Below are 17,639 nucleotides of genomic sequence, written 5' to 3' on the forward strand. Positions count from 1 at the left end.
CTTCTTGCCAGTCGCTACACACCAACCCGTTGGCTGAAGGCGATGAGCGCGTCCAGTGTACGCAAGGCGGCGCCACTGTCAACGCTTTCCGCCGCTCGCTCCACCCCTTCGCGCACGTCGGACGCCACACCACCCGCCACCAGCGCCGCCGCCGCATTGAGAAGCACGACATCACGGCGCGGTCCGCGGTCTTCACCTGCCAGAATAGCACGCAAAATGCGGGCGTTCTCTTGCGGGTCGCCGCCGCGCAGGGCTTCCAGCGGGGCGGGCGTAAACCCGACGTCGCGCGGGTCGAGCGTCTCCGTCACCACCGAGCCGTTGGCGTCGGGCGTGCCAAAGCGGCTGACGCGATTGGGGGCGGTGGTGGTCAATTCATCCAGCCCGTCGCCATGCACAACAAACGCCGCACGGCTGCCCAACTGCTGCAAGACACGCGCCAGCATCTCGGTCAGCCCGGCATCGAAGACGCCCAGCAACTGGGCGCGCGCGCCGGCGGGGTTGGTCAACGGTCCCAGAACGTTGAAAACGGTACGCACACCGAGTTCGCGGCGCGGACCAATGGCGTGGCGCATGGCGGGGTGCAAGTTGGGCGCGAAGAGAAAGCCAATGCCGATTTCGTCAATGGCTTGCGCCACGCGCTCAGGCGTCAAATCGAGGTTGACGCCCAGGGCTTCGAGCACATCGGCGCTTCCGGAGCGGCTGGATACGCTGCGATTGCCATGTTTAGCTACCGCCAGCCCCGCCCCCGCCACAACAAACGCGGTAGTTGTGGAGATGTTGAACGTGCCGGCGCGGTCGCCGCCCGTTCCGCATGTGTCAATCACATCCTCGCGCGAGGGGCGCACCTGCACAGCGGCGCGCCGCATGGCACGCGCAAACCCCGTAATCTCGTCCACCGTCTCGCCTTTCATGCGAAGCGCCACCAGAAAGCCGGCAATTTGTGCGGGCGTGGCTTCGCCGTGCATGATCGCGTCCATGACCTGCTCGGCTTCCACCGCCCCCAACGATTCACCATCGAGCACCTTTTGCAAGGCTGTGCGCACCACTTCACTCATGGCATCCCTCCTCACTCATTTGACGGTTTGCGGGTTGCGCCGGCGTTTGCCGCCGATTCCAACGGGCGATAGCGGGTGATGAAGTTGCGCAGCAAATCATGCCCGTATTCGGTGAGAATGCTTTCGGGGTGGAATTGTACGCCAATCGTCGGGTATGTTTTGTGCTGCACCGCCATCACTTCCCCCCGCGCCGTGAAAGCGGTGACTTCAAGGCACTCAGGAAGGGGTTCGTATGCCACCAGGCTGTGGTAGCGAGTCGCCTGGAAGGGGCTGGGAATGCCTGCGAAAATGCCGCGGCGGTCGTGGTAAATCTGGCTGGTTTTGCCATGCATGAGCCGCTCCGCGCGGTCAACTTTGCCGCCAAACGCCGCGACGATACATTGGTGCCCCAGACAGACGCCGAGGATGGGGGTTGTTTGGTGGAAAGTGCGAATGACATCCATGGAAACGCCGCCATCGTAGGGGTCGCCCGGTCCGGGGGAGATGACAATATGCGTGGGCGCCATCGCGCGAATGTCATCCAGCGTGATTTCGTCGTTGCGGCGCACCACCACATCAGCCCCCAATTCAGCCAGGTACTGCACCAGGTTGTACGTAAACGAATCGTAGTTATCAATGACCAGGATCATGCCGCCCTCCTTGTGGGTGTTTACAAGCCTTGTTCCGCCATTTCGATGGCGACGCCTAAGGCGCGCCCTTTGTGCAAGGTTTCTTCCCATTCGCGGGTCGGGTCGCTATCGGCGACCACGCCGGCGCCCGCCTGGACGTAGGCGGTATCGCCCAACATGAGGATGGTGCGGATGGTGATACAAGTATCCATGTTGCCGTTGAAGCCGAAGTATCCCACCGCCCCGGCATAAGGACCACGCCGCACGCCTTCCAGTTCTTCGATGATTTCCATGGCGCGCACTTTGGGCGCACCGCTCACGGTTCCCGCCGGGAAGGTGGCGCGGAAGAGGTCGAACGCATCCTTTTCAGGTCGCAGGACGCCCACCACACGGCTCACAATGTGCATCACGTGGGAGTAGCGTTCAATGGTGAAGAAGTCGGGCACGCGCACGGTACCAGGCACACAGACGCGCCCCAAGTCGTTGCGCCCCAAGTCCACCAGCATCACATGCTCGGCGCGCTCTTTGGGGTCGCCCAGCAGTTCCGTTTCCAGGGCTTTGTCCTCTTCCTCGGTGCGCCCACGCGGGCGGGTGCCGGCAATGGGGTGCGTCTCAGCGACGCCATCTTGCAAGCGCACCAGCATCTCCGGCGATGACCCAATCAGCGCCAGGCGCGGGTCGCCGCCAAAGTCGAGATAGAACATGTAGGGCGACGGGTTCAGGCGACGCAGGGCGCGATAGATGCTGAAGGGGTCGGCGAGGGTACGGCGCGAAAGCCGTTGGGAGAGCACCACCTGGAAGATATCGCCGGCTGCGATGTATTCTTTCGCCCGGCGTACCGCCGCTTCAAAGTGCGCTTGCGTGGTATGAAGCCTGAAATCTTCGCCAGAGCGACCGGGCGGCGCCGGGAGCGGCGGCAAGGGGGCGCGCACACGGGCTTCCAGCGCGTCCAGCCGCGCCACGGCTTCGTCGTAGGCGGCATCCAGGTCGGTGCCGGGGGGCACATGCGCGTTGGCGAACGCCAGCAGGCGGTGGCGCACATGGTCGAAGATGAGCAAGGTGTCGGTGATGAGGAAGGACGCCAGCGGTGTGCCCAGTTCATCACGGGCGGTGGCGGGCAAACGCTCAAAGGCGCGCACCATGTCATAGGCGACGTAGCCCACCGCCCCACCGTAGAAACGGGGGATGTCGTGGCGCACCGTGTGCAAGGGAGCCACAGGCTGGTAGCGCGCCAGTTCGTCGCGCACGACGTGCAGCGCATCGCGTCCTTCTTCCAGCGGGATGCGGCGGCTGTGCCCATTATCGAACACGTCCACGGCATCTGCGTATGCCACAAGGCGGCGGCGCGCATTGACGCCTAAAATGGAATAGCGCCCGACCTGCTCGGCCTTCTCGACGCTTTCCAGCAAGAAACTGGGCGCATCACCGCGCAATTTGAGATAGACCGAAACAGGAGTTTCCAAATCCGCCGGCAATTCGCGATAGACCGGCACTAGGACGCCTTGTTGGGCAAGTGCGTAAAACGCCTCACGTGTCAAGTGGTCCACAAGCACCTCCTCATCTTTTGGGTTCATGCCAATAAAAAACGTCTCATCCCCTCCTGGGGACGAGACGTTGAAAGTCCCGCGGTGCCACCCCTCTTGGGCTGGAAACGAAAAAACGCGCTCGTGAGCGCGTTTGTGAAAGCCAGCCCCACTCGTTTCAGGTACGGCTCGCGCGCCAACACGGCGCAGCGAACGATACCCTCGCCGGATAACGGCGGCGCACCCGGCCAGCCCTACTTGCCCGCAAGCGTTGAGGCTGGCGGCTCCCCGGCCCATTCACACGTGCCGCTTGCGAGTGGACTTCCAGAACAGTCTCCTCAGGAGACAGGTCCACCTCTCTGGCGCGCGCTCACGTGCTACTCTTCCGGTTCACAGCCTTTCGCCAATGCGATTGTGTGGGCGAGTATATGCATTGTCGGCGGTGTTGTCAAAAAATTGCTAGGCAATATCAGATTCGGAGTAGGAGACCCACTGGATGGAGTGCTGAAGGCGACGGCTCTCTTCTAAACGCCCCAGCGCGCGCAAGATCATGGCGACACGTTTGTAACTGAGTTCCGGGCTTGCAAAGCCGGCAATCGGCGTCTGTTCGGCTATCTGCAAGAAACGGTCCACAAACGCTGTGGCGGCGTCGCGGTCCTTCTGCTTCCAACTGACATACGCCAAGCCCGCCAGGCCTTCCAATGCCACTTGCGGGTAGGTTTCCAGATACTGTACGGTTTGTTGATACACCTCTCGTGCCCGCTGCCATTCGCGTAAGCCGGCATAGGCATGCCCCTGCGTAGCTAATGCTGTAAGATAGACCCACTCCTCCTCAACCATCTCAGCCAGACGAATCGCGTGCTGTGCCAATTGGAGCGCACGATGATATTTCTTCCACAAGACACACAATCGCGCCCATCCTTCAAAGACATTGCCTTGCAGCGCAAGAAAATGATGCTTTTCAGCGCTCTGCAGTGCTTGGCGAAAAGAGGCTTCCGCGGCGGGAAAATCTCCCTGTTCTCGCAAGGCGTCGCCAATGTTGTTGTATAAAAGGGCCATCATGTATTCATCTGCCAAATCAATCGAAATGCGCAATGCCTCGCGCCAGTGCATGAGGGCTTCTGCGTAACGCCGGTTCTGAATGCCCACAGCGCCCAAAAACACAGCGGCATCTCTTTTGAGCAAGATATCATCCACACTGCGTACAAGTTCGAGAATGCGCGGCATAAAATGCCCATCGTAGTTCCGCAACATTTCAAGAGAGAGCAAGCTTCTGAGAATGATATAGGTATCGCCAACCTCCTGCGCCAATTGCACCGCCTCTTCGTAAAATGGTTGGCATTTGGCCAACACAGGCTCCTGGAAGTAAAGCATTTTGCCTTTCAAGAATGCCCACTGTGCCCGCTGGTGTTTGGTCAACGGTGCATCCGCCAGAAGGGTTTCCAAAATGGTGTTCGCCTCTTGGTGTTTGCCACGTTGTATGTAGAAGTGCGCCAACGCCAAATACATATCGCGCGCCAAAGATGTGTGTGCAACAGATGCAACGGTTTGTTGCAACAGGGCTTCGCCCTCCAGCAACAAGCCGCTCAACTGATAGAAACGCACCAGCACAGGCAATGCTTTCGCCAGCAAGGCGTCTTCGCCATGTGTCGCCGCCCAACGCCATGCGCGTTCGATGTTGTACCGCTCAAGCCGTATGCGTTTGACAACCAACGATGGCTGCGCCCCAAATAGCGTCTTTTGCTGGGCCACAAGCCACTGAAGATAGTAGGTCGCATGCGCACGTTCAATCGTCTGGCGAGCGTCGCTTTGTTCCAAATGGCGAGCGGCAAACTGGCGAATCAGTTCGTGAACGGTGTAGCGCTCTTCCCGATGAGTCAATAACGCGCGATCAACAAGAAGTGCAAGGTCTTCGAAACGCGCCCCTACGATTGCTTCAAGTGCCTCTGCTGTTGCACCGCCTTGAAAAATGGCAAAGCTCTGCAAAATGTGTTGTTGATTGGGGGTGAGCAGGGCATATGTGCTCTGCAACACGGCTTCGATACTGCGCTGGCGAGCAGGTATATCGGGCATTGTGGTTCGCAATACATCAAGCGTATTTGCGACGGTATGGGCGATGACAGGCAACGCCAGGCGATTGCCCCAACCAGCCGCCAGTTCTAAGGCGAGCGGCCACCCTTCGAGTGCGTTACAAATGTGCGCCACAAGCGTCCGTGTTTCGGCTGCATCATCCACTTTCCCGCCGACACGCTGGAAACGTTCAAGGAAGAGCGCCACGCTCGACGTCCGCTCATCCGGCGTGCGCGGCACAGGGAGCCCTTCGAGCAAATGAACGGTTTCGATGAATACCCCCAACGGTCGTCGCGATGTCGCCAGAATTTTTAGGTGGGGGACAGCCTCCAGAAGCCTGGAAACGAAATGCTGTATTCCCGGCAAGTGTTCCAGGTTGTCAAGTACCAACAATGTTGGAGAGTGTTGCAGATATTCAACCAGTGTATCAAACGCCGACTCATCCGCGCGAGTGGGTCTGCCTATGGCATGCAAGAGGAAGTCGGCAAGCGTTTCGTGGTCCGATGTCGTCGCATCCACCAGCGAAACGAACCAGACGCCACCGGGGAAACGCGGCTCAATAGCGGCGAACGCTGAAACAAATTGGCGCGCAACGGTGAGCGCCAGCCGTGTTTTCCCCACCCCTCCCAAGCCGGTAATCGTCATGAGACGATAGTCAGATGCGGCAAGGCGCATCAGTAAGTCTTCTTTTTCTTCCTCACGTCCATAAAAGGGAGACATCTCGGCGGGGAGATTGTGCGGAATGGGGCGCACGATGTGCGTTTCATTGGTCAGCGCCGACACCCCTTGCTCGTAAAGGTGTTGCAGTGCGGCTGAAGGTGGAAGAGAGACCTCTCCATCCTCGCCAAAGTTGGTTTGGTAATGCTGCACTGCTCGCGCATTTTCTTGTTGCGCCAACCAAGCACGCATCAATTGGCGATGCGCCACCTCGCTTTCGGGGTCTATCAGCAGCTGGCGGCGCGCCAACGCCTCCATGCGGTGCAGACGTCCCACGTGCGCCTCGTACTCCGCCAAACGCGCCAACACCGTCATTATTTGCCGCTGATACTTCTGGCGCCACGGGAGAAGCCACGCTGCATAGAAGTCATTCAACAAGTCGAGGTCTTGCAAGAGGTTGCCGGTGTAAAGGTCGCTCAGGCGTTTCAACAGTTCCAGTGCGCGGTATGTTGTTGGGGCATCCCACGTCGGCAATGCGGATTCCAGATCGCACATGAGGGCGTCGAAGCGGAAGACATCAACATCAATGGGATAGTTGGGATTCCACTGTAGCGTATTGCGTTGCGTCAAAATAGCTTCATACCCATCCCACGATTCGGGCAACACCTTGCGCAAGCGCAAGAGGGTTTGCCGCAAATTGCGCCGCCCTTTCTCCTCAAGCAGATCAGGCCAAAGCAAGGTGGCTATCTGTTCGCGCGGTTGGGGCGTTTCGCGTTCCAATAAGAGATACGCCAGCAAAGCCGCCGCGCTTTTGGTTGGTAAGGCGATTGGCTCGTCATTCCACCATACATGCAAATGGCCAAACAAAGTGCAACGCAACATGGTTCTCATTCACTCCAAATCGAAAAAAGGCGGAATACCACAGCGTTTTGTGACGCTTTTGTAACGGTTGAATTGCTACAATGATGCCACGCAAGCCCAATTCCAGCAACTCGTTGCCCATGCCATGCCGTCTGGGCGACAGGGGTATGCGCGATGCACGGGAACGCAGTAGGCCGGGATGCACCAAGTGGCAAAAGCAAGGAGGTGGGCGATGGAAAATCTTTTGTGAAGCAGAACAGCCGTCAAAGGAGGTTTTCGTGCGACACAATCAGCAATCAGAAAGGAGACACATTTCATGAAACGCTCTTTCTTGTTTTTCCTATCAATATCACTCGTATTCCTTCTGGCACTCGCGGGACTCATCTCCCTTTCCACCGGCTCGGTGCATGCCGCCGACGGCCCCCTTTGTTACGTAGACGCCGATGCCACTGGCGCGGCCAACGGCAACAGTTGGACCGACGCCTACACCACCGTGCAAGACGCCTTGGCCGACACCGCCTGCAGCGAAATCTGGGTGGCGGCCGGCGTCTACTACCCCGACGAAGGCGCTGGGCAGACCAACGATGACCGCAACAGCACCTTCCGACTCAAAAGTGGCGTGGCGCTCTACGGTGGCTTTGCGGGGACGGAGACCGCCCGCAACCAGCGCGACCCGGCGGCTAACATCACCGTTCTTAGCGGCGACATTGACAAGAACGACACGACCGACGCCAACGGCGTGGTGACCGACACGGCCAACATCCAGGGCAACAACGCCTATCACGTCGTCACTGGTGACGGTGTAGACAACACCGCCGTGCTGGATGGTTTTGTCGTTACCGGAGGAAAAGCGGAGGGGAGCAATCCAAATCACCTTGGCGGAGGAATGTTCAACTCGAACAGCAGTAACCCCACCCTTGCGAACCTCACCTTTTCTGGCAATCTGGCCGTCATCGGTGGGGGAATGTACAATTTCCAGGGAAGCAACCCCACGCTAAATAATATCATTTTCGATAGTAATACCGCAGACATCGGTGGGGGAATGTACAATTACCAGGGAAGCAACGCCACACTTACGAATGTGGTCTTCAGGGACAACACCGCCAACTCATTCGGTGGCGGCATGTGGAATGGCACCAATAGCCACGCTACATTGATCAATGTCACTTTCACCCGAAATAGTGCGGCAATTGCCGGCGGGGGGATGGAAAACGCGCCCGACGGCAATAGTCTGCTCGTTGATGTTTCTTTCGTGGCTAATTCCAGCACCTATGGAGGGGGGCTGAGAAACATCCTGGGGAGCGCAACCATCACAGGTACCACTTTTTTCAGCAACACCGCTACCAACGATGGCGGCGCCATGGCCAACTACACCAGCACCGTCACCATCACCAACACCACCTTCCTCACCAACACCGCTACCAACGATGGCGGCGCCATGGCCAACTACACCAGCACCGTTACCATCTCCAACACCGCCTTCCGCGGCAACACCGCCAACCAAAACGGCGGTGGCATGCTCAACGACAACAGCAGCCCCACGCTGACCAACGTCACCTTCTCCGCCAACAGCGCCAACTTTCTCGGCGGCGGGATGTACAACAACAACAGCAGCCCCACGCTTACGGACGTCACCTTCTCCGGCAACAGCGCCACCTTCGGCGGTGGGATGAACAACAATCCCAACAGTAGCCCCATACTTACCAATGTGACCTTCGCTGGTAATTCGGCCACCAACGGCGGTGGAATGGAAAACGTCGATAATAGCAATCCAACTTTGGTAAACGTTACTTTTTCTGGCAATACAGCTAGCGGTAGCGGCGGTGGACTCACAGCATGGAATAGTACTCCTTCACTTACCAATGTCACCTTCTCCGCCAACAGCGCCCAATATGGCGGCGGGATGTTAAACTACAATAGCAGCTCCACGCTGACGAACGTCACCTTCTCCGGCAATAGCGCCACCACCGCCGGCGGCGGGATGTTAAACGACAACGGCAGCAGCCCCACGCTGACCAACGTCATCATCGCCAACAGCACCGCCGGCGGGGATTGCGTCAACGTCAACGGCAGTTCTATCGCCCCCAGCTCGGCCAACAACATCATCGAAGACAGCACCAATGCCTGCGACCTGACGAATGGCGTAAACGGCAACATCATCGGCGTGGACCCCAACCTGGGCGCGCTGACCGACTTTGGCAGCCCCGGCAAACAGGTCTTCCCCTTGCTCTCCGGCTCCCCGGCCATCGACGCCGGGACCAACACCGGCTGCCCAGCCACCGACCAGCGCAGCGCAGCCCGCCCCACCGATGGGAACGGTGATGGCACCGCCACCTGCGACATCGGCGCCTACGAAACAGACGCCGCGGCACTCGTCACCCCTGGCGTAGGCGGCGGGGACGGTCCCGGCGGCGTGGGCATCACCAACGGCAGCAGTTCGCTGGAGCTGTGGCTGAAGGCCGATGCGGGCGTGACCACCAGCGGCAGCAGCGTGAGTACCTGGGCCGACCAGTCCGGCCATGGTGCTGATGTGACACAAGGGAGTGCCACCTCTCAGCCAACACACGTCACCAGTCTTGCCAGCCTCAACAATCAACCCGCCGTGCAGTTCGATGGCAGCAACGATTACCTGAACATCCCTGCCAGCGTCATCGAGGGGAAGACCGCCTTCAGTTTCTTCACTGCTTTTCAGTGGAATGGCGGCAACGCTTGGCAGCGGTTGTGGGATTTCGGGTCGAACACCACATACAATGGCTTCGTCACCACGCGTAACGATACAACAAACACTCCCCGCTTTGCCATTACAACGAGTGGCCAACCCAACGAAGAACGACTGACCTTCAACAACGCCCTGCCTGCAAACAGTGGTCAGATAGTAGATATCGTGTGGGGTGTCCCCAACGGCGAGGGCTGGCGCAACGGAGCATCGGAAGCTTCAGGGTCAGGTTACACCTTGACTCCCCAAGATGTGGGAACCATCAGCCAGCATTACATTGGCAAATCCATCTACACTGTTGACCCCTACCTCAACGCCTACATCGGGGATTACATCGTCTTCTCCGCCGCCCTCAACGATACGGAACGTATCCTGGTGGAAAACTACCTGAGCGCCAAGTACAACGTCGCCCTCTCCGCCAACGATGTCTATGACGGCGATGACAACGCCAACGGCGATTTCGACCTGGACGTGGCCGGCATCGGGCAGTACGGCGGCAACAAGCACACCCAGGCGCACGCCGCCGGGATGATCGTGGTAGACCGCACCTTCCTCAACGACGACGGCGACTGGCTGCTCTTCGGCCACAACGTGGCTGCCAACAGCAACGTCACCACCGACCTGCCCACCACCGGCGACTGGGCGACAGCCCCCACCCCACAGCGCTGGGCGCGTTCCTTCTACATCGACGTCACCGACAACACCGCCGGCGTGGACTGCGCCACCCCCGGCACCTGCCTGGTGGACATCATCTTCGACTTCAGCGAAGGCGGCATGGGCAACGGCAAGTCCCCAGCAGGGCCAGCCAGCAACTACCGCTTGCTGAAGCGCACCGGTACCACCGGCCAGTTCAGCGACATCGCCACTGCCACCGCCATTGTTGGCGATCAGGTGCAGTTCCTGGGCGTGGATGTCTCCCTGCTGGGCAGCAACTTCACCCTGGGCACGCTGGATGCGGGGACGTCGCCGACGGCCGTCACCTTGAATGACTTTGAGGCGCATGTCACCGGAGCTTCCAATACCTGGCCGCTGGTGGGGATGAGCGCCGTACTGCTCGGCGTCGTCTCTCTGGCACTTGTACGCAAGCGACGACAATAACCATCCATCACTTGCAAGCGTGTTGTGAGTGAAGCGAAGAGATAGCCAGGATAACGGAAAGGTTCGGGCACAGGAGTGGGACGTCCACGCAATCTGGGTGCCCTGAACAGCGCCTTCCTGAAAACATCAAACCTGGGGGCGGGGATTGTTCCCCGCCCCCTTCCACACTGAAAGGAGGTACAATGACCACACAACGCATTCTCGCCGTGCTGCTTTTGTTCACTCTCTGGCTGGCCGCATGTAGCGGCGCAACGCCATCCACAAGCGAACCGGCGGAGCCGGCCTCAACCGCCATCCCCACGCAAGCCAGCGAGCCAACCGCCGCCGCCACATCCGCCCCGGCGCCAACGGAACCGCCACCGCCAGCCTCCCCCTCCCCTACGCCGGCTGAGGCTGAACAACCATTGGGCACCGAACCGTCCGGTTACGAAGTGAACGTTTACACAGGCAATGGATTCTCCATCGTCTATCCACCCGGCGCGGAAATCCGCTCGACGATGGTCGAAAATAGCATCGCCATTGTGGGACCCATGCTGGCCGTCCGCGCCCCCGATGTGGATTGGTTGTACGAGGGGCCGGGCTATACCCTGACGGTAACCCCCTTCCCCAATCCCGAAGGCGTGGATGTGGAAACCTGGACGCGCAACTTCTTGCTGCAATCCTGGCAAGAAGCCAAAACCAGCGGCTTGACGCCTCCCGAGATCTACCCAGTCACCGAAGACGGTCGTCTGATTGAAGAAAATCTGCACCCCTCTGTCGTGCGTGGGCAACCGGCCATGTTCGTGGAAAACGCCGCTTTCGGCATGCTGGATCTCGCCTTCTATGTCGCCTGCCCCAACCAGGTTGTGCAGCTGCAATTCCAGTTCAGCGATGAGCCCGCCGCGGGGACCAACCCCTTGTTTTCGATTCAGGAAGCCCTCTACACCTTCCTCAAAGAGGGGTTCTGGTGTCACGATGGAGACGCCCCCTCGCTGCTGACGACACTGTCGCAAAACAGCGCGCAAAGCGAAATGGGCTATACGCTGCGTGTGTACAGCGGTGAAAACGGCCTCTTCGGCATTGCGTACCCCGCCACCGCGCAGGTCGTGCCCTCCAAAGACGGCTCCGGCGTCACGATTCTTGGCCCTGACGTCGCCGTTCGCCCAGCAGACGCAGACTGGACATACACCGGCCCCGCCTACGCGCTGGATATGGCCACGTTCGAGATGGACAACACGTCAGCGGGGTATGTGGCGGAAACGTGGGCGCGCGAGTATTTGCTCCGCCTCTGGGAGGAGGAGAAACAGCAAGGCGGGCCCACAGGATCGCTCCCCGTTTCGGAGGATGGTGTCATTGACGAAAGCCGCGTGGGCGTGATGCTGCTCGACAATGAACCGGCTTTCTGGGTGCAGTACTTCCAGTTCGACGCCATGTACCGCGCCTTTTATGTGCGATGTGGCAACTCCATCGTGCAGTTGGGGTTCCGCGAAGAAATCCCGGCCAACCAGCCGCTGGCAGACCTTCAACGAGACCTGTACAGCCTCATGCTGAATACATTTGAATGCGTCCCCAACCTGGCATCATCAGCAATTCCTGCCGGCGAGGAAAGCGCGGCGCCAGCACCACAAACACTGGTTGTGAACGCGAACGCGGCGAATAGCGGCAGTCTGCTGCTTGCTCCCGCGTCTCCCAACAGCTCGGCATCCTACCTGGTCGGCGACGACGCACTCGACGGCACATGGATCACGCTGCTTGATTTTGGCATGGCCGATATCCAATCGCCGACGATTCACAACGCCCACCTTGAAGTAGCGTGCGCAGTGCTCAATGGCGATCCGTTTACTCATCTGGGCGGCATTGATGTTTACAGTTCGGCATACAACATTTTCGATCCTAACACACTGTCCGACCCCGCCAACATACCGGTTCTGGAACGTTTGGGAACAATAACGGACTGCACGCCAACATCGCTCGACATCACCGATTCCTTGCAACGGTTCTTTGCAAATGCCGCTGGTGGACAACCCTATCAGATCGTGCTTTCCCCCACATCCAGCACGAATAGCAATGGCGCCGAGGATATGGTGGAATTCACCACAGTTGAGTTGGTACTGGAAGCATCACCCTGAGCATTGTTCTCGTCTTGTCACAAGGCGCTCCACATCAACCAACAAAATGGCGTGAGGCGCCTTGTTTGTGTATCGATTGTTATGATGAAAGAGGAGGGTATATGTCCCAGCACTCTGCAGATACGCCGCCTCAACACCCCTTGCGCAGCGTTTTCACCAGCAACCTGCCCGCCATCCTCACCCAACTGGGCATCAGCCTGGCCGTTTCCACCTACCAGGCGGGGCACGTCATCCTCGTGCGCGCCGAGCCGGATGGCGGCCTCAACACCCACTTCCGCAGCTTCCACAAGCCGATGGGCATCGCCCACAACCCGCGCAACGGCAGCCTGTCCATCGGCGGCGCCAACACCGTCTGGACGTACCGCAACGTCCCCGCTGTGGCGCCCAAAGTGGAACCCCAGGGCAGACACGACGCCGCCTACCTGCCCCGCCAAATTCACATCACCGGCGACATTGACATCCACGAGATGGCCTACGACGCCGACGGGCAGCTCTGGGTGGTCAACACCCGCTTCTGCACCCTCTGCACCCTCGACCCCGACCACAGTTTCAATCCTGTTTGGCGGCCTCACTTTGTGACGGCGCTGGCCCCGGAAGACCGCTGCCATCTCAACGGGCTGTGCATGGTCAACGGCCGCCCCGCCTACGTCACCGCCCTGGGTGAAACCGACACCCCCGGCGGCTGGCGCGAGAACAAGAAAGACGGCGGCATCCTCATGGATGTGGCCCAAAACCGGGTGCTGTTACGCGGCCTCTCCATGCCCCATTCTCCCCGCCTCTACAACAACCAACTCTGGCTGCTGGAATCGGGCGAGGGGAGCCTGGCGCTGGTGGATTTGCCCAACCGCACCTGGCACACCATCACCAAACTGCCCGGCTTTACGCGCGGCATTGATTTCGTCGGCCCGTTGGCTTTCATCGGCCTCTCGCAGGTGCGGGAGAGCGCGGTTTTCAGCGGCATCCCCCTGGTGGAACGACTGGAAGAGCGCGTCTGCGGCGTCTGGGTGGTCAACATCCAGACCGGCGAGACGGTGGCCTTTTTGCGCTTCGAGGAAGGGGTGCAGGAGATTTTCGCCGTGCAGGTGCTGCCTGCCCGCTATCCAGACCTGCTGGAATGGAACGACCCGCTGGTGATGACGTCCTATGTCGTTCCCGATGCGGCGCTGGCCGATGTGCCGCCGCCGTTGAAATCGTCATCGGTGTAGGTAGGGGCACGGTACACCCTGTCCCACTGCCCCAATGATGTGTGTCCATCCCCACCCCGGATTGTCGGGAAGGGGATACAAACAAGATCTATTCAAGGAGGTTTCTCATGTCTCGAAAACCACCCAACCCCACCCCGCAAGACCTGCAAGCCGCCCTGGCGGCATGGCGGGCGCAGGTGGCGCAAGCCCAAAACCCCTGGCTGGCAGCCATCCTGCTCAAACAGTGGGAACGTTTCCTGCGCCGCGTGGTCTACTACTACCGGCAGCTGCGGGCGCTGCCGCGCAAAGCCCGGCGTGCCTGGCAAAAGAAGCTGGCGACCACGCTGGCGGGGGCGGCGCTGCTGCTGGCGCTGGCCGGGCCGTTGGCCCCACCCGTCCACGCCGCCACCATCACCGTGGATGGCACAACCTGCACCCTCGCGGAAGCCATCACCTCGGCTAACAACGACAATGCAGCCGGGAATGGGTGCGTGGACGGCAGCGGTGCGGACACCATTACCCTGCAAACGGACGTGACGCTGACGAGTGCCCTTCCTAACATCACCAGCCAGATCACCATAGAAGGGAACGGCCACACCATTGACGGCAACAACGGCGTGTACCACGTGCTGTATGTGGCCAACACCGGCGACCTGACGCTGAACAACGCCACCATTACCGGCGGCAATGCCAATGGGAGTGGGTCCGATGGCAACGGCGGCGGCATCTTCAACGATGGCATGCTGACGGTGACGAACAGCACCATCAGCGGCAATTCGGCCAAGCACGGCGGCGGCATCTACAACCACAATGGCACGGTGACGGTGAGCAACAGCACCATCAGCAGCAATACGGCCAGCGGCGACGGCGGTGGCATTGACAACGAAGACACGCTGACGATGAACAACAGCACCATCAGCGGCAATTCGGCCACCAACAAGGGCGGCGGCATCTACAACAATTACATGGCAACGGTGAGTAACAGCGCCATCAACGGCAATTCGGCTTACTACGGCGGCGGCATCTACAACCACAATGGCACGGTGACGGTGAGCAACAGCACCATCAGCAGCAATACGGCCAGCGGCGACGGCGGTGGCATTGACAACGAAGACACGCTGACGGTGAACAACAGCACCATCAGCGGCAATTCGGCCAATCTGGGCGGCGGCATCTACAACGGTGACACGCTGACGGTGACCAACAGCACCATCAGCGGCAATTCGGCCACCAACACCGGCGGCGGTATCTACAGCAATTACATGGCAACGGTGAGTAACAGCGCCATCAACGGCAATTCGGCCAACAATTCTTTCGGCGGCGGCATCCACAACTACGGTGACATGACGGTGACGAACAGCACCATCAGTGGTAATAGGGCTTTCTTCGGCGGCGGCATCTTCAACGATAGCATGCTGACGGTGACGAACAGCACCATCAGCCGCAATTCGGCCACCACCAACGGGGGCGGCATCTGCAACGGTGACACGCTGACGGTGACCAACAGCACCATCAGCGGCAATTCGGCCACCTTCGGCGGCGGCATCTTCAGCGAGGTTGGCACGGCAACGGTGAGCAACAGCACCATCAGTGGTAATAGGGGCGTTTGGGGCGGCGGCGGCATCAAGAACTTAGGCACACTGACGCTCAACCGCAGCCTGATCTCCGGCAACACGGCTGCAAGCAGCGGAAATGAAATCTATAACTCGGACACTTTCAATGCCAACAACTACAACCTGTTTGGCCACAGCGGGGAGAACAGCGGCCAGGCGTTCGATGGTTTCACGCCTTGTTCTGGAGCCGGTTGCACCGACATTACCGCCACCAGCGACGGCACAAATGTGGCGCTGGCCAGTATCCTCAATCCGGTGCTGGCGTTGAACGGCGGTCAGACCAAAACACATTCCCTGGTGGACGGCAGTCCGGCGTTGGATGCTATCCCTGCCGGCTCCTGCGGCGGCCTCACCCAGGACCAGCGCGGCTTCACCCGGCCAGTCAACACCAACTGCGACATCGGCGCCTTTGAGCTGCAAAGCAATGAGACCAGCTATTACGCCAACAGTTTCCCGGCTACCAACATCGGCGGCACAAATGTGAGCGTGACACAGGTAAACAGCGGCTCGCCAGGGCAGGTGAATGTGCTCAAGCGGGCGGGGGTGTATCCCGGCGGCAGCCAGACCAGCGGCGAGTTCCCCGTCATCTGGGTGCTGACGGCGACCGGCAGTTCCTTTGATGTCAAGCTGCGTCTCTGCTACACGGCCGCAGAGCTCACCAGTTCCGGCGTCACTGACGAAAACACCATCACCGCCTACCGCTGGGATGAGACCAGCGGCAGTTGGGTGGCACAAGCAACAACGCCAGACCCGGTGAATAACTGCGTGGATGTGAACAATGTCACTGCGTTCAGCCCGTGGACATTGGTGGGAGATGGTAACACGCCGACAGCCGTTACCCTGCAAAGCCTCACAGCCAGCAGCCGCGGCAGCAGCGGCGGGCTGGCGGCGGTGTTGGGGGCGGTATCGCTGGCACTGGGCGGCTTGTGGCTGCGGCGGCGCAAGTCATAACGTTTCCATCAGGCAGGATAAGCATGCCGCCACCCGCTCTTCTTGAGGCCGGGGAAGAACCCTTCCCCGGCTTTTTTCTGCTGTGTTGATCTCCCCGCTTGCCTTTCCTCACGACTGTTGTAGCATCTCCCCCACCACGCAACGAGACGCAAGAACCATGAACCACCGTATCAGCGACATTGGCGAATTCAACCTGATCGAACACATTGCCCGCATTGTCGGTGTGCCCACCGCCGATGACATCATCGTCGGCATCGGCGACGATACCGCCGTCTTGCGTTGGGACGCCGAGACCTGCCTGCTCGCTACCATTGACGCTCAGGTCGAAGCCATCCACTTTCAGCGCGACTTCCTCACCCCTGAAGCGTTGGGGCACCGCGCGCTGGCCGTCAACCTGAGCGACATCGCCGCCATGGGCGGAACACCCTGGCTGGCGCTTGTCTCGCTGGTGGCGCCGCCGGAAACCCCCGTGGCCTTCATCGAAGCCCTCTACACCGGCATGCAACGCCTCGCGGCTTCGGCGGGCGTGGCGATTGTTGGCGGCAACATGAGCAAAGGTGCGCATCTTGTCATTGACATCGCCGTGCTGGGACGTGTCGCACGTCGGCATCTGCTCTTGCGCCGTGGTGCGCGCCCCGGCGATCTGCTCTGCGTCACGGGCACGCTCGGCGACGCTGCCGGCGGCCTGCAGCTCCTGCTCAACCCCACCCTGCCGCTGGATGAAGAGAGCCGCCGCCCCTTGCTGAACCGCTTTCGCACGCCCACACCACGCCTGGCCGAAAGCCGCTTGATTGCTGCGAGCGGCCACGCCACCGCCATGCTCGACATCAGCGACGGACTGAGTAGCGACATCATGCACCTCTGCCGCGCATCCGGCGTTGGTGTGCGCATTGACGCGGCACGCTTGCCCATTTCACCCGCCCTGCGACCATTGGCGGCGCACATTGACACGCCGGCCTGGCATCTTGCCTTGCACGGCGGCGAAGATTACGAACTCTGCTTCACACTTGCGCCGCACGCGGTTGAAAGTGTGGCGCATCGCGTCTTCACAACCACCGGTACGCCTATTACGGTTATTGGTGAAATTCGCCCCGCCGAAGAGGGGTGTCTCGTGCGCACCCCCGACGGGTGCGAAACACCGCTTGAACCCAAAGGCTGGCGGCACTTCTAGTCAATCCCCGCGCAAACCCAACAC

Annotated in this window: 9 protein-coding genes; 5 read left to right on the forward strand and 4 right to left on the reverse strand. The window is 60.0% G+C overall.

All coding sequences use genetic code 11. The annotated features are described in order from the left end of the window. Nucleotides 1-14 precede the first annotated feature (14 nt). The 4 genes from trpD to SE16_RS03485 form a co-directional block, all read right to left on the reverse strand. Nucleotides 15-1,055 (reverse strand): anthranilate phosphoribosyltransferase, encoded by a 1,041-nt coding sequence (gene trpD / locus SE16_RS03470; protein WP_060687218.1) that lies wholly within the window; start codon nucleotides 1,053-1,055, stop codon nucleotides 15-17. Nucleotides 1,056-1,066: 11 nt separating this feature from the next. Continuing rightward, the gene (locus SE16_RS03475) at nucleotides 1,067-1,684 is read right to left on the reverse strand and encodes an anthranilate synthase component II (protein WP_054493290.1); all 618 of its coding nucleotides are present in this window, start codon (nucleotides 1,682-1,684) and stop codon (nucleotides 1,067-1,069) included. A gap of 20 nt (nucleotides 1,685-1,704) precedes the next feature. Then, nucleotides 1,705-3,201, reverse strand: a complete 1,497-nt coding sequence (gene trpE / locus SE16_RS03480; RefSeq protein WP_407922986.1) for an anthranilate synthase component I — start codon at nucleotides 3,199-3,201, stop codon at nucleotides 1,705-1,707. 444 nt (nucleotides 3,202-3,645) lie between these two features. Then, on the reverse strand, nucleotides 3,646-6,795 hold the full coding sequence (locus SE16_RS03485; protein WP_054493288.1) for an AfsR/SARP family transcriptional regulator: 3,150 nt from the start codon (nucleotides 6,793-6,795) through the stop codon (nucleotides 3,646-3,648). 295 nt (nucleotides 6,796-7,090) lie between these two features. Here SE16_RS03485 and SE16_RS03490 point away from each other — a divergent pair, with 295 nt between their 5' ends. The 5 genes from SE16_RS03490 to thiL all read left to right on the forward strand — a co-directional run bounded on the left by SE16_RS03490 (nucleotide 7,091) and on the right by thiL (nucleotide 17,615). After that, complete coding sequence (locus SE16_RS03490; RefSeq protein ID WP_054493287.1) at nucleotides 7,091-10,588, forward strand: choice-of-anchor Q domain-containing protein; 3,498 nt, start codon at nucleotides 7,091-7,093, stop codon at nucleotides 10,586-10,588. Nucleotides 10,589-10,770: 182 nt separating this feature from the next. Continuing rightward, complete coding sequence (locus SE16_RS03495) at nucleotides 10,771-12,696, forward strand: hypothetical protein (RefSeq protein ID WP_060687220.1); 1,926 nt, start codon at nucleotides 10,771-10,773, stop codon at nucleotides 12,694-12,696. A gap of 101 nt (nucleotides 12,697-12,797) precedes the next feature. Next, entirely contained in the window at nucleotides 12,798-13,901 is a 1,104-nt protein-coding gene (locus tag SE16_RS03500; RefSeq protein WP_054493135.1) for a TIGR03032 family protein, read from the forward strand. 107 nt (nucleotides 13,902-14,008) lie between these two features. After that, nucleotides 14,009-16,444 carry a beta strand repeat-containing protein gene (locus tag SE16_RS03505; protein WP_060687222.1) on the forward strand — a complete coding sequence of 812 codons (2,436 nt, stop codon included), beginning with the start codon at nucleotides 14,009-14,011 and terminating at the stop codon, nucleotides 16,442-16,444. A gap of 157 nt (nucleotides 16,445-16,601) precedes the next feature. Next, entirely contained in the window at nucleotides 16,602-17,615 is a 1,014-nt protein-coding gene (thiL, locus tag SE16_RS03510) for a thiamine-phosphate kinase (RefSeq protein WP_054493133.1), read from the forward strand. Nucleotides 17,616-17,639: the final 24 nt, after the last annotated feature.

Source organism: Ardenticatena maritima (assembly GCF_001306175.1).
Taxonomy (GTDB): Bacteria; Chloroflexota; Anaerolineae; order Ardenticatenales; family Ardenticatenaceae; genus Ardenticatena; species Ardenticatena maritima.

Coding starts and splice junctions, on each gene's coding strand:
- SE16_RS03475 (WP_054493290.1), bottom strand. CDS start 1,684: ATGATCCTGGTCATTGATAACTACGATTCGTTTACGTACAACCTGGTG.
- SE16_RS03505 (WP_060687222.1), top strand. CDS start 14,009: ATGTCTCGAAAACCACCCAACCCCACCCCGCAAGACCTGCAAGCCGCC.
- SE16_RS03500 (WP_054493135.1), top strand. CDS start 12,798: ATGTCCCAGCACTCTGCAGATACGCCGCCTCAACACCCCTTGCGCAGC.
- SE16_RS03485 (WP_054493288.1), bottom strand. CDS start 6,795: ATGTTGCGTTGCACTTTGTTTGGCCATTTGCATGTATGGTGGAATGAC.
- SE16_RS03495 (WP_060687220.1), top strand. CDS start 10,771: ATGACCACACAACGCATTCTCGCCGTGCTGCTTTTGTTCACTCTCTGG.
- thiL (WP_054493133.1), top strand. CDS start 16,602: ATGAACCACCGTATCAGCGACATTGGCGAATTCAACCTGATCGAACAC.
- SE16_RS03490 (WP_054493287.1), top strand. CDS start 7,091: ATGAAACGCTCTTTCTTGTTTTTCCTATCAATATCACTCGTATTCCTT.
- trpD (WP_060687218.1), bottom strand. CDS start 1,055: ATGAGTGAAGTGGTGCGCACAGCCTTGCAAAAGGTGCTCGATGGTGAA.